The sequence below is a fragment of the Parabacteroides sp. MSK.9.14 genome (assembly GCF_019041495.1).
Classification (GTDB): domain Bacteria; phylum Bacteroidota; class Bacteroidia; order Bacteroidales; family Tannerellaceae; genus Parabacteroides; species Parabacteroides merdae.
On the sequence record NZ_JAHPXO010000012.1, the window covers coordinates 111,693 to 124,647 of the forward strand.

At 47.5% G+C, this 12,955-nt stretch carries 11 protein-coding genes and 2 tRNA genes; 5 read left to right on the forward strand and 8 right to left on the reverse strand.

Features of this window, described 5'->3' with window-relative positions:
* Positions 1–183 precede the first annotated feature (183 nt).
* On the forward strand, positions 184–2,844 hold the full coding sequence (locus tag KTG12_RS08540; RefSeq protein WP_155143587.1) for a glycoside hydrolase family 2 TIM barrel-domain containing protein: 2,661 nt from the start codon (positions 184–186) through the stop codon (positions 2,842–2,844).
* Between the two features lie 109 nt (positions 2,845–2,953).
* Positions 2,954–3,742, forward strand: a complete 789-nt coding sequence (locus KTG12_RS08545) for a glycoside hydrolase family 16 protein (RefSeq protein WP_005637541.1) — start codon at positions 2,954–2,956, stop codon at positions 3,740–3,742.
* Here KTG12_RS08545 and KTG12_RS22085 read toward each other — a convergent pair.
* Positions 3,680–3,889, reverse strand: a complete 210-nt coding sequence (locus KTG12_RS22085; protein ID WP_317162983.1) for a HepT-like ribonuclease domain-containing protein — start codon at positions 3,887–3,889, stop codon at positions 3,680–3,682. The two genes, KTG12_RS08545 and KTG12_RS22085, sit on opposite strands and share 63 nt — an antisense overlap.
* Positions 3,890–4,048: 159 nt before the next feature.
* On the opposite strand from KTG12_RS22085, the gene KTG12_RS08555 reads away from it, so the two are divergent.
* The 3 genes from KTG12_RS08555 to KTG12_RS08565 all read left to right on the forward strand — a co-directional run bounded on the left by KTG12_RS08555 (position 4,049) and on the right by KTG12_RS08565 (position 6,372).
* On the forward strand, positions 4,049–5,263 hold the full coding sequence (locus KTG12_RS08555; protein WP_138272806.1) for an aminotransferase class V-fold PLP-dependent enzyme: 1,215 nt from the start codon (positions 4,049–4,051) through the stop codon (positions 5,261–5,263).
* A 23-nt stretch (positions 5,264–5,286) separates the two neighbouring features.
* Positions 5,287–5,691 (forward strand): VanZ family protein, encoded by a 405-nt coding sequence (locus KTG12_RS08560; protein WP_005646989.1) that lies wholly within the window; start codon positions 5,287–5,289, stop codon positions 5,689–5,691.
* An 81-nt stretch (positions 5,692–5,772) separates the two neighbouring features.
* Positions 5,773–6,372, forward strand: a complete 600-nt coding sequence (locus tag KTG12_RS08565) for a ribonuclease HII (protein WP_005637538.1) — start codon at positions 5,773–5,775, stop codon at positions 6,370–6,372.
* 630 nt (positions 6,373–7,002) lie between these two features.
* On the opposite strand, the gene KTG12_RS08570 is transcribed toward KTG12_RS08565, so the two are convergent.
* The 7 genes from KTG12_RS08570 to KTG12_RS08600 form a co-directional block, all read right to left on the reverse strand.
* Positions 7,003–7,431, reverse strand: coding sequence for a SufE family protein (locus KTG12_RS08570; RefSeq protein WP_005637535.1), 429 nt, complete (start codon positions 7,429–7,431; stop codon positions 7,003–7,005).
* Between the two features lie 14 nt (positions 7,432–7,445).
* Positions 7,446–8,444, reverse strand: coding sequence for a M28 family peptidase (locus tag KTG12_RS08575; RefSeq protein WP_138272807.1), 999 nt, complete (start codon positions 8,442–8,444; stop codon positions 7,446–7,448).
* Between the two features lie 10 nt (positions 8,445–8,454).
* Complete coding sequence (locus KTG12_RS08580) at positions 8,455–10,233, reverse strand: gamma-glutamyl-gamma-aminobutyrate hydrolase family protein (protein WP_138272808.1); 1,779 nt, start codon at positions 10,231–10,233, stop codon at positions 8,455–8,457.
* A 95-nt stretch (positions 10,234–10,328) separates the two neighbouring features.
* Positions 10,329–12,284 (reverse strand): DNA topoisomerase (ATP-hydrolyzing) subunit B, encoded by a 1,956-nt coding sequence (gene gyrB / locus KTG12_RS08585; protein WP_005637531.1) that lies wholly within the window; start codon positions 12,282–12,284, stop codon positions 10,329–10,331.
* Between the two features lie 162 nt (positions 12,285–12,446).
* Positions 12,447–12,518: transfer RNA gene (locus KTG12_RS08590), tRNA-Glu, on the reverse strand.
* A 60-nt stretch (positions 12,519–12,578) separates the two neighbouring features.
* Positions 12,579–12,836 (reverse strand): 30S ribosomal protein S20, encoded by a 258-nt coding sequence (gene rpsT / locus KTG12_RS08595; protein WP_005637528.1) that lies wholly within the window; start codon positions 12,834–12,836, stop codon positions 12,579–12,581.
* Between the two features lie 43 nt (positions 12,837–12,879).
* A tRNA-Glu gene (locus tag KTG12_RS08600) sits at positions 12,880–12,951 on the reverse strand.
* Between the last annotated feature and the right edge of the window lie 4 nt (positions 12,952–12,955).

Here is a 12,955-nt window from a genome sequence, read left to right on the forward strand (position 1 = left end):
TATTTTGGCCTCATTGAAGTACTTCAATGGCCTCACTGGAGATTTCGGGGGCGTTGTCGGGCGACAATAAGAACAAACGATCTGTTCTAATGATGCATAAAAATAAAATGGTATAAATCATCATTTATGTGTACGTCATTATATTAATATATCACTTAATGAAAAATTATAAATATTCATATCATGAAGAAAATTACATTCAGTATCCTGTTTGTCTGGCTTAGCCTGTCCCTGTGGGCAGCCCGGCAGCCGGAGTTTTCGACAGCCGGTTTTTTCCGCCTCGATAATAGCGGGCGGGAAGTCTATTCGATGAATCCTGCCTGGCGCTTCCATAAAGGTGCAATGGAAGGTGCGGAAACAAAAGAATTTAATGATAAAGACTGGACGGTTGTCTCCCTGCCGGACGGTATCGAATATTTGCCGACCGAGGCGAGTGGTTGTATCAATTACCAAGGGGAGGTCTGGTATCGTAAGCATTTTATGCCCGATGCCGCTCTGAAAGGGAAGAAACTTTTTCTGCATTTCGAGGCCATTATGGGCAAAAGTAAGGTGTTCGTGAACGGCAAACTGTTGACGGAGCATTTCGGCGGTTACCTGCCTGTCATAGTCGATGTGACGGATGTACTGGATTGGAATGGCGATAATGTGATTGCCGTCTGGGCGGATAACAGCGACGATCCTTCCTATCCTCCCGGAAAGGCGCAGGATGTGTTGGACTATACCTATTTCGGCGGCATCTACCGGGATTGCTGGTTGATCGCGCATAACAATGTGTTTATCACCGATCCAAATTATGAAAACGAGGTAGCAGGAGGCGGCTTGTTCGTCGCTTTCGGAAAGGTTTCGGATGCCTTGGCGGAAGTTCAGTTAAAGATACATGTGCGCAATGCTACGAAGAACCCTTTTTCCGGCCGGGTGGAATATATGCTGTTGCAGCCGGATGGCACCGAAGTCGCCCGGCTGAGTGACAAGATACAGGTGAAGGCGGGTAGGGCAACTACTGTTTCCGACCGGATGCCGGTGAAGCAGCCGATGCTTTGGACCCCTTCGACACCGACCTTGTATAACTTGCTGGTGCGGGTACTTGATAAGGAAGGAAATGTGATCGACGGTTACCGCCGCCGTATCGGAATCCGCAGCATTGAGTTTAAAGGGAAAGACGGCTTCTTCCTGAATGGCAGACCGTACGGCAAACCGTTGATCGGAGCTAACCGCCACCAGGATTTTGCGGTTGTCGGAAACGCTGTCGCAAATAGTATTCATTGGCGGGATGCCAAGAAACTGAAAGATGTCGGGATGGAGATCATCCGTAATGCTCACTGTCCGCAAGATCCGGCTTTTATGGACGCCTGCGATGAGTTGGGCTTGTTCGTGATCGTCAATACGCCCGGCTGGCAGTTCTGGAATGACGCGCCCGAATTTGCACAGCGTGTGTATAGCGATATCCGCAATGTCGTGCGCCGCGACCGCAACCACCCTTCGGTCTGGCTGTGGGAACCGATCCTGAACGAGACTTGGTATCCGGCTGATTTCGCCAAGAACCCCCGTGATATCGTGGATGCCGAATATCCGTATCCTTATTGTTATAGCGGAAGTGACAGCGAAGCACGCGGGCATGAGAATTTCCCGGTCTATTTTGCCCATCCCGCCAATATGCAGGATGCTTCGAAAGAGATCGATCCGACGAAGACCTACTTTACCCGCGAATGGGGCGACAATGTGGATGATTGGAGCTCACACAATTCGCCGAGTCGTGTAGCCCGTAACTGGGGAGAACAGCCGATGCGCGTACAGGCACAGCATTATGCCTGCCCTTATTATCCGGTGACCAGCTACGATGTTCTTTATAAGCAGTCTCCGCAGCATGTCGGCGGTTGTCTCTGGCATTCGTTCGACCATCAGCGCGGTTACCATCCTGATCCTTTCTATGGTGGTTTGATGGATGTCTTCCGCCAGCCGAAATATTCATATTATATGTTTATGGCGCAACGTCCGGCAGTCAAGAATGACCGGAATGCCGGAAGCGGGCCGATGGTGTATATCGCCCATGAGATGACGCCTTTCTCCGGCAAGGATGTAACGGTCTATTCCAATTGTGACGAGGTTCGTCTCACGTTCAACAAGGGTGGAAAGACTTATACTTATAAGAAAGACAAGAATCGTCCCGGAATGCCTTCTCCGGTTATCACTTTCCCGGATGTCTATGATTTTATGGTGGACAAGGCTTTTTCAAGAACTCAAAAACAAGATGATGTCTATCTGCTTGCCGAGGGTTTGATCGACGGCAAGGTCGTTGCTACACATAAAGTCGTACCTGCCCGTCGCCCCGAAAAAATCCTGTTGTGGATGGATAATGAAGGCACGGACCTGAAAGCCGATGGTTCCGATTTCGTTACGGTAGTGGCAGCTGTTGCTGATAAGAATGGGAATATCAAACGGCTGAATAACTATAATATCTGTTTTTCTATTGAAGGTGAAGGACGTTTGTTAGGTGGTCCAGGAGTACTGGCAAATCCGGTTCCCGTAAAATGGGGAACTGCGCCTGTTTTGGTTCAGTCTACCTTGAAACCGGGTAAGATACGGATTACGGCGAGTGTCCTGTTCGAAGGTTTGCAAATGCCGATAAGTGGTGAACTTGAGTTCGAATCGAAGCCGTCTGTTTTCCCGTTGGTCTATGATGCTGCGGATGCTGCCCGCATCCCGCTTGGTAGTGCTTCGGCCGGACAGAACACCGCTTCCAAAACGGATGCAGAACGGGAAGTGGAACGTCTGCGCAAGGAGTTGAACACCTTGAAACTTAAAGAGGTGGAACGGCAGCAGTCGGAGTTTGGTGAAAAAGAGTAGTTATAAAATGCAGAGGTATGGAGTTGGATGTTTAAAATGAACAGGATTCTCTGTACCTTTGCGTTGAAAAGAACTATTTTTGCAAAAAAATAAAAATAGGTTGATAATATTGAAGCAAGGATTATTCACATTAGGACTGTCAGTGGCTCTGTCGATTATGGCAGGTTGCCGGTCGCAACAGGAAGGGTGGAAATTGGTTTGGGAGGAAAACTTCGACCAGGAGGATCATTTCGATGAGGCTTCGTGGAGTAAGATACCGCGTGGAAAGTCAGACTGGAATAATTATATGTCGGACTTCGATTCCTGCTATACTATGCGCGATGGCAATTTGGTTTTGCGTGGATTAGTCAATTACAGTTTGCCGGCTGACACGGCTCCTTTTATCACGGGGGGCGTTTATACGAAGGGCAAGGTCGGTTTTTCCGACGGGCGCCTGGATATCCGTGCCAAGTTGTATGGAGCAACTGGCGCATGGCCAGCATTCTGGTTGTTGCCAGAAAATGAGGGTTGGCCGAATGGTGGCGAGATCGACATCATGGAACGCTTGAATAATGATACGATTGCTTATCAGACCGTTCATTCTGCCTATACGTACACTTTGGGAATCAAAGATAACCCGAAGCAGGGCGGTATCGGTTTTATCAACCGCGATGATTATAATGTCTATAGTGTAGAAATGTATCAGGATAGTCTCGTTTTCTTTATCAACGAAACCCGCACCTTCGCTTATCCTCGCATTGAGACGGACAAGGAAGGCCAGTTCCCGTTCACAGACAAAAAGTTTTATCTGTTGCTCGATATGCAGTTAGGCGGAAGCTGGGTAGGAGCAGTCGATTCATCGGATCTGCCTGTCGAGATGGAGATCGACTGGGTGCGTTTCTATCAGAAGAAGAAATGAAAAGGGGAGGGGGTATTCGGATAAATCGGACAATATGGAGATGATCGCCTTTTTTAGCGATTGGAGTTCATTACTTAATATCCACCAGATAACATCAATATCAATTTCAAAATAATGATGGACCACAATGTCCCGCAGACCTTTAATTCTTTATCATAACACATCTTAGAGTGTTTCCGTTTGAAACAAAAGCATAAATTTGATTAGTACAAACAAAACTTTTAGCTTATAAACTGTATGAATAGTATATTTTACTGTTAAACATACTATCTTTGACGCTTGTTATTAAGTTAAATAGTTACAGTCATGTTAGATGTACAGTCTATCCGGAAGGATTTCCCGATTCTGGATCATAAGATATACGATAAGCCGCTTATTTACTTCGACAACGGAGCGACAACCCAGAAGCCACGCTGTGTGGTGGAAAAGATCGAGAGTGGCTATTATAATGTGAATGCCAATATTCATCGCGGCGTTCATTTCCTAAGCCAGGCGGCGACGGAAGCGCATGAGGATGCACGCAAGACCGTGCAGCAATTCCTGAACGCCCGCTCTTCCAACGAGATTATTTTCACGCGTGGGACGACAGAGGCGATCAACCTGATTGCTTCCAGCTTTACCGACGAATGTATGTCGGCCGGCGACGAAGTGATCGTTTCGGTGATGGAACACCATTCCAATATCGTTCCCTGGCAGATACAGGCTGCCCGTAAAGGGATCACGTTGAAAGTGATTCCGATGAATGAAAAAGGCGAGTTGTGCATGGACACGTTCCGTAGTCTTTTTTCGGAACGGACAAAACTTGTCTCGGTTACACATGTGTCGAATGTGCTCGGTACGATCAATCCGGTAAAGGAGATTATCGAAGAAGCCCATAATCACGAGGTTCCGGTACTGATCGACGGAGCGCAAGCCGTTCCCCATCTGAAAGTGGATGTGCAGGATTTGGATGCCGAGTTCTATGTGTTCTCCGGTCATAAGATTTACGGTCCTACCGGTATCGGTGTCCTGTATGGCAAGGAAGAATGGCTGGACAAGTTGCCTCCGTACCAGGGAGGAGGGGAGATGATTGCTTCCGTGTCTTTTGAAAAGACGACTTTCAACGAATTGCCTTTCAAGTTCGAGGCTGGAACGCCTGATTATATAGGCAGTACGGCTTTGGCGGAAGCCTTGCGCTATGTTGGTCGTTTGGGAATGGGCAATATTGCGGCTTATGAAGACGAGTTGCTTCGTTACGCGACCGATAAGCTGAATGCGATCGACGGTATGCGCATTTTCGGACAGGCGGCGCATAAAGGGGCGGTACTTTCTTTTCTGGTAGGCAATATCCATCATTATGATATGGGGATGTTGCTGGACCGTTTGGGCATTGCAGTCCGTACCGGACATCATTGTGCCCAGCCGTTGATGCAGGATTTAGGTATCGAGGGGACGGTTCGAGCCTCTTTCTCGTTCTATAATACAAAAGAAGAAATAGACGCTTTTGCCGCCGGTATCGAACGAGTGCGGAAGATGTTCTGAATATATTGAATGGAGTAATAGTGATGTTGTATTACCTGAAGAAATATCCGATCTCCCTGACGATTATCGCAGTGGTGATCTATCTCTCTTTCTTTAAACCGCCTTCTCTGGAGGTCGGAAAAATCGTGGGGATAGACAAAGTGGCTCATCTCTGTATGTATGCCGGCTTGTCCGGTATGCTGTGGATCGAGTTCCTGCGCAACCATTGCAAATACGACGATGTGTTGTGGCATGCTTGGATTGGAGCGGTCTTATGTCCGGTCTTGATGAGCGGAGCAATCGAACTTTTGCAGGAATATTGTACGACATACCGTGGTGGCGACTGGTTCGATTTCCTCGCGAATATCTGCGGTGTTACTCTCGCTACGCTGTTTTCTTACTTCGTCCTCCGTCCCTGGATAATGAAGAGAAAGATTGGTATTCATTAGTTTATGTATTTATCCATTTGTTGTGGGATTACCGACAAGATCCCGCCATTTGATGAATTTGATAGAAGAAGTTGATTAACCATGTTATTATCCTACTTAGAAGCAAATCGTATAGAGGCCGGCTGTGATGAGGCCGGCCGTGGATGTTTGGCGGGTTCGGTGTATGCCGCTGCGGTTATCTTACCGCCGGACTTTCATAATGAAGATTTAAATGACAGCAAGCAATTGAGCGAAAAGAAACGTTATGCACTCCGTCCGATTATCGAGCGGGAGGCGATTGCTTGGGCTGTTGGTATCGTTACGCCTGAAGAAATCGACAGGATCAATATCCTGAAAGCCTCTTTCCTTGCCATGCACCGGGCCATTGACCAGTTGAAGGTCAAGCCGGAACATTTGTTGATCGACGGGAACCGCTTTACGCCTTATCCCGGTCTCAAACATACGACTGTCGTAAAAGGAGACGGCAAATATCTAAGCATTGCCGCCGCTTCCATCCTGGCGAAAACCTATCGTGACGATTATATGGACAGTCTCGACCGGGAATATCCCGCCTATCATTGGAAGGAAAACAAAGGCTATCCCACAAAAGCCCATCGTGAAGCCATCCGGGAATGCGGGATAACCCCTTATCATCGCAAGACATTTACTTTGCTGCCGGAACAGTTGGAGTTGAAGTTCTGACGGAATTTTTATTTTTGTTTCTGTTTGATCAGCATGATGACCGGATTGGAATCTTCTTTCAATTTGGAGGCGATTTCTTTCAGTTTACCTTTTAGCCGATCTCTCTCATAATCTTGAATGAGATCTGCCGCTTCTAAATGTTGCCAGGAAGGAATTTCGCCATTTATCGGTCTTCTTGAATTTAAGTAGACTGTTTCTTCGTCGGTATAATCTCCATTATAGATTTTGCTTCTGAAGAAAGCCTTTTAGGTTTTTCCCATTTCCTCTGTCACTGTGTCACTGATTTCTTTTTACAGGTTGATATTCAATTTGTTTCGTCTGTGATACATGCCCGTTTTCTCTATCACTGCCCTATCACCGGCAATAGCAGTTTTTCCCATCCCTGCAAATCACTCGATCATTTTCCAAAAAAAACGGCTGTAAAATAGGTAAAACCTGTTGGTTTTTATTGTCCGGCACGGTACTTTAGTTGCCGGACACCCCCATGTTGCCATCCTTTACATCCGGGTGTAGAGAGTTGGTACATCCGGGTGTTAAGGAGGGCAACATGGGGATGTTTACGGAATTATGTGCTTGTCTTTGCTAAAAAAAGAAAGAGCTTTTTGATTTTAAACATAGGTGTTTTGAAGATCACCCTTGCTGTTCCTTAGTACGGAATGCCAGCGCGTACATGCGCATCTGCTTGACCATTGCCACCAGGCCGTTCGAGCGGGTAGGGCTGAGGTGCTCTTTCAAGCCGATCTTTTCAATGAAGTAAAGATCGGCATCCAGTATTTCCTGCGGGGTGTGGTCGGACAGGATGCTGATCAGCAAAGAGACGATCCCTTTGACGATTACCGCATCGCTCTCGCCTTTGAACAGGATCTTGCCATCTACGTAATCCGCCTGCAGCCAAACACGGCTCTGGCAACCTTCGATCAGGTTGCTTTCCGTTTTATACTTTTCCTCCAAAGGGGGAAGCGAGTTACCCAAGTCTATCAGTAACGCATACTTGTCCATCCAGTCGTCGAAGTCTGCAAACTCTTCGATGACATTGTTTTGAAGTTCATTGATTGTCATTTCTGTTCTATCTTTTATCTGTTATATACAACTTCGAGTACTGTCTGGCCGACGGCTTTCAGTACGTTTTTGTCTATATTGCTCATGTTGTCGTTCTGCGTATGCCAATGGTCACGGAAACCTTTGTCCGAGTTCGGATCATAGTTGATGATATCCAGGCAAGGAATACCGGTTTCTTCGATGACTGCTTCATGGTCGTCTGTCACGCCTCCGCCGTTTGCGTTGATGAAATATTTGCCGTATCCTAAGTTACGGGCCGCTTCCCATACTTCATCCACATAACGGGCGGCATATTTCATCGAAATATATTCTTTATAGAAGACCGCATCTTTGGCACCGACCATGTCGAGTAGAATACCGAATTCGGCTTTGTAGCCCGGTTTGTGCGGGTTCTTCCCCCAGAAGCGACTGCCGAGGCACCAGGTGTCGCTCGTGTCGTTGTACCTGTCTTTAGCAAATTCGGGTGTCCCGTAGTCTTCGGCATCAAAGAAGATGATGTCTACCCCTGTTTCGGGAGCCTTCATTCCTATTTGTCGGGCGATTTCCAACAAGGCGCCTACACCGCTTGCACCGTCATCAGCCCCATCCAACGGTTTCTTATGGTTGGCAGGGTCGGGATCGTGGTCTGAATAAGGACGCGTGTCCCAATGGGCGAAAAGCAGGATGCGTTTGTCTTTATCGGGATTGAAGGAACCGATGATGTTACGTGATTCCAATGGGGTTCCATTGTAAGCTGTAAGTGTAGCTTCCTGTTCGTATACTTGTGCTCCGAAACGTTTCAGCTCGGATGCTAGGTAATCGCCACAAGCCTTATGAGCTGGCGTGTTCGGGACACGGTAACCGAATGATACTTGTTTTTCGACATAAGCATAAGCACTGTCCGCATCAAACAATGGGGCGGTTGTTGCTGGAGCTTTCTTCACTTCCGTTACGGGAACTGTTGTCTCGCTGGTTCCTTTCTGACCGCATGCGAACAGGGTCATGGAGAATAATAATAAAATCAGTTTAGTCATATCTTGTCGTTTATAAGGAGTTATCGGGAGCGGATTGCGCTTTGTTCATCACGCGCAACAGATTACCTCCCCATATTTTAGCAATATCATTTTCTGTATATCCTTCTTTTAGAAGACGCATTGTGATGTTTATCAGTTCGTTGCTTGCCCGGCAGCCGATCAGTTCGCCGTCACCGTCAAAGTCGGAACCTATCCCCACATGGTCGATTCCAATCAGGTCTACGATATGGTCGATATGACGGATCGCATCGCTCAGGGACGCTTTTTCGGCATCTTCGTTGATGAATCCTTTGTAGAGGCATATCTGTGCGACGCCACCTTGTTCGGCGAGCGCCTTCAGTTGTTCGTCCGTCAGGTTGCGCGGATGGTTGCAAAGCGCGCGGGCAGAAGAATGGGAGGCGATGATCGGGTAGGTGCTTGTTTCAAGTGCGTCATAAAAGGTACTTTCGGCGGCATGCGAGATATCGACCAATACCCCTGTCTCATTCATTTTGCGGACGACTTCTTTCCCGAAAGGACTGAGGCCGTTCCATTCCGCGTCTCCTCTTGCTGAGTCGCATATGTCGTTGCTCCCGTTGTGGCAGAGAGTGATATAGGAAACTCCCATTTTCCGGAAACGGGTGATATTCTCGATGTCCTTGCCTATCGCATATCCGTTTTCCACGCCTAACATGATCGCTTTCTTTCCGGCAGCTTTCAGCACGTGGACTTCCTGCGGCGTGTAGGCGATGCACATGCGTGTACGGTTCAACTCCATTTGCCGGTGTATTTCCTGCAGGCGGTTCATGGCGAAGTCCGTCGCTTTCAGCAGTGAAGCGTCGTCTCTCGGTCCCTGTGGAATGTAGGCGACCATGATCGTCGCGTCAATCAGCCCCTCTTCCATGAAAGGGAGGTTTACCTTGCCGCCTTCTTTCAACCCGATGTTGAATTCACCCGGAAAGATCATCGGAGTGTCGGTATGGGAGTCGAGCGTCACGTTCCTGTGGTGGATGTATTTGGCCTTTTTGAATAGGCGGGACGATTCGACATGATGCTTGAAAAGTTTCAACATCTGTTCATCATCATTGGCAGCCATCGCTTCGGGGTGCCACTGGACACTGAATATTTCTTTTTCCGGATGCTCCATCGCTTCGTTGATCCCGTCGGGAGCTGTCGCCGTAGTGATAAATTCGGGAGCCGGCTCTTTGATTGCCTGGTGATGAAAAGAGTTGACCAAAAGTTCTTTTTCACTGTCCAGCATGGTGCGGAGCTTAGAGGGGCCTTCGTTCAGTGTGACGGAATGGGAAACCTGTTCGCGGGAAAGCGTCTGGCTGTGTTTCAGTAGCTTTTGATTGTGTTGGGTATGGATATCCTGGTATACGTTGCCGCCAAATGCGACGTTCAGTATCTGGTGGCCACGGCATATTCCCATGACCGGCAACTGGCGGTTGGTCGCCAAGCGGAGCAGTATCAGGTCGTATTCATCCCGGTAGGTATCTACATCCTGCAAGGCGGGAATTGGTTCTTCCTGCATGTAAAGCGGGTTGATATCGCCACCACCGCTCATGACCAGCCCGTCCAACCCGTTCACTATTGCCGTCAACGCTTCGATATCCGTAATGACCGGGATCAGAACCGGAGCACCTCCAGCTTTCAGTACCGCCTGTACATAGGTTTCTGCTATGCAGGAAAGTCCGTCTTTCCGATTGGCGGATATTCCTATACGGGGAGGTTGAAGATTTTCTTTTTTCGGAATATAATGATCTACTTCCCTGTAGATGGCCTCTAAATTCGGACGACGGAGCTTCATGTATTTATGATTTATGATTTATGATTTATAATTTATGATTTATAATTTATGATTTATTATCGGTGCATAAATCATAAATTATAAATCATAAATCTTTACGCATCGATGTTTGCGTACGTTGCATTTTCTTCGATGAATTCGCGGCGCGGGCCGACATCTTCACCCATCAGCATGGCGAATATCTGGTCAGCTTCGGCAGCACTGTCGATCGTGATCTGTTTCAGCGTACGGTTTTCCGGGTTCATGGTCGTATCCCACAACTGGTGGTCGTTCATTTCTCCCAAACCTTTGTATCGCTGTGTGTGGATTTGGTTTTCGTTACCGCCGCCATATTTGTCGATGAATGCTTGACGTTGTTGGTCAGTCCAGCAATATTCTTCCACTTTGCCTTTCTTGCACAGGTAGAGAGGAGGAGTGGCCAGATAGACATATCCGTTTTCGATCAGCGCACGCATACGGCGGAAGAAGAAAGTAAGAATCAGGGTGGCAATGTGGCTTCCGTCCACATCGGCATCGGTCATGATAATCACTTTGTGGTAGCGCAGTTTGCTCAGGTTTAATTCTTTCGGATCTTCTTCGGTACCGATGGTGACACCCATTGCGCGGAAGATATTCTGGATTTCTTCGCTTTCGAATACCTTGTGGTCCATCGCCTTTTCGACGTTTAGGATCTTACCGCGGAGCGGCAGGATGGCCTGGAAGTTACGGTCGCGTCCCTGCTTGGCTGTACCGCCTGCAGAGTCTCCTTCGACGAGGAACAGCTCGCAAAGTGCGGCGTCCTTTGAAGAACAGTCGGCCAGCTTACCGGGAAGACCGCCGCCTGTCATCGGTGATTTGCGCTGTACCAGTTCGCGAGCTTTGCGGGCAGCCTGGCGTGCTTGGGCTGCAAGGATCACTTTGTCGACGATTATCTTGGCTTCCTTAGGATGTTCTTCCAGGTAGTAGCCCAATGCTTCGCCGATAGCCTGGTCTACGGCACCGGTTACTTCGTTGTTTCCCAACTTCGTCTTGGTCTGCCCTTCGAACTGTGGCTCTGCCACTTTAATAGAGATGACCGCTGTCAGACCTTCGCGGAAGTCGTCGCCGGAGATTTCAACCTTTGCTTTTTCAAGCAGCTTGGAGTCGTCGGCATATTTTTTTAGTGTGCGGGTCAAACCGCGGCGGAAACCGGCCAGGTGAGTACCTCCTTCTATGGTGTTGATATCGTTTACATACGAAAATACGCTTTCGTTGAATGAAGTGTTGTAAGTCATGGCGACTTCGACCGGAATACCCTGCTTTTCCGTAACGATGTGGATCACATCCGGGATCAGTTGCTCTTTGGAGCGGTCGATGTAGCGAACGAATTCTTTCAACCCTTCTTCCGAACGGAATATTTCAGATTTATAGCTGCCGTCTTCCTTTACGACGCGTTTATCTGTCAGGCTAAGTGTGATGCCTGCATTCAGGAATGCCAGCTCGCGCAGACGTGCAGCTAAAATCTCGTACTTATACTCGGTCACGGAGAAGATGCTTCCGTCCGGTTTGAACATGATGGTTGTACCGGTCACATCTGTTTCGCCGATCACTTCGATAGAATGAAGTGGCTTACCACAGGAGAATTCCTGCATGTGGACTTTTCCATCGCGGCGGACTTCTGCTCTCAGGTAAGTGGAAAGTGCGTTTACACAGGATACACCTACGCCGTGCAAACCTCCTGAAACCTTGTAAGAGCCTTTGTCGAATTTACCTCCTGCATGGAGCACGGTCAATACGACTTCAAGCGCTGACACGCCTTCTTTCTCATGAATATCTACCGGAATACCACGGCCATCGTCTGTAACAGAGATGGAGTTATCTTCGTTTATCACTACGTCAACTTGGGTACAAAATCCGGCCAGTGCTTCGTCAATAGAGTTGTCAACAACTTCGTATACTAAATGGTGGAGACCTTTCTCGCTGGTATCGCCAATATACATGGACGGTCTCTTACGCACTGCCTCTAACCCTTCAAGTACCTGAATACTATCCGCAGAGTACTCTGTGGAAGTATTCTTAATTTCTTCACTCATGAGTCTTTATCGTTTAAAATCTGTAATTATCTGTCTGTCTAAAAAAGCTAACAAATATAGTGAAAATAATTAACTTAGAAGGTATAGGGAGTGTGAAAATAGTCAAACGGAGGTATATAACAAGAAAAGAGACAAAGTCAAACTTTGTCTCTTTAAAAAAGGTAGCCCGTGGGGGAATCGAACCCCCCTTTCAAGAATGAAAATCTTGCGTCCTAACCGATAGACGAACGGGCCATCAGGTTTAAAAAAGCCGGGCTAACCAGTCCGGCTTTATACTATATAAAGTATAATACCTTATTTTGCAAGTGCGTTGACGTGCTTCGCTAATTTGGATTTCAAGTTGCCTGCCTTATTCTTGTGAATAATGTGTTTTTTAGCAAGCTTATCCAACATAGAGCACACCTTCGGGAACAGAACCTGAGCTTCGTTCTTATCTTCAGTAGCACGCAAAACTCTCATTGCATTTCTTGCAGTCTTAGCATAATATCTGTTATGCAGACGTTTTGCGTTGGTCTGTCTGATTCTCTTAATTGATGACTTGTGATTTGCCATTTCTTAGCTATTCTCTTTATTTATTCTTTAATCCTGTTTATTGTAGCCCGTGGGGGAATCGAACCCCCCTTTCAAGAATGAAAATCTTGCGTCCTAACCGATAGACGAACGGGCCATCA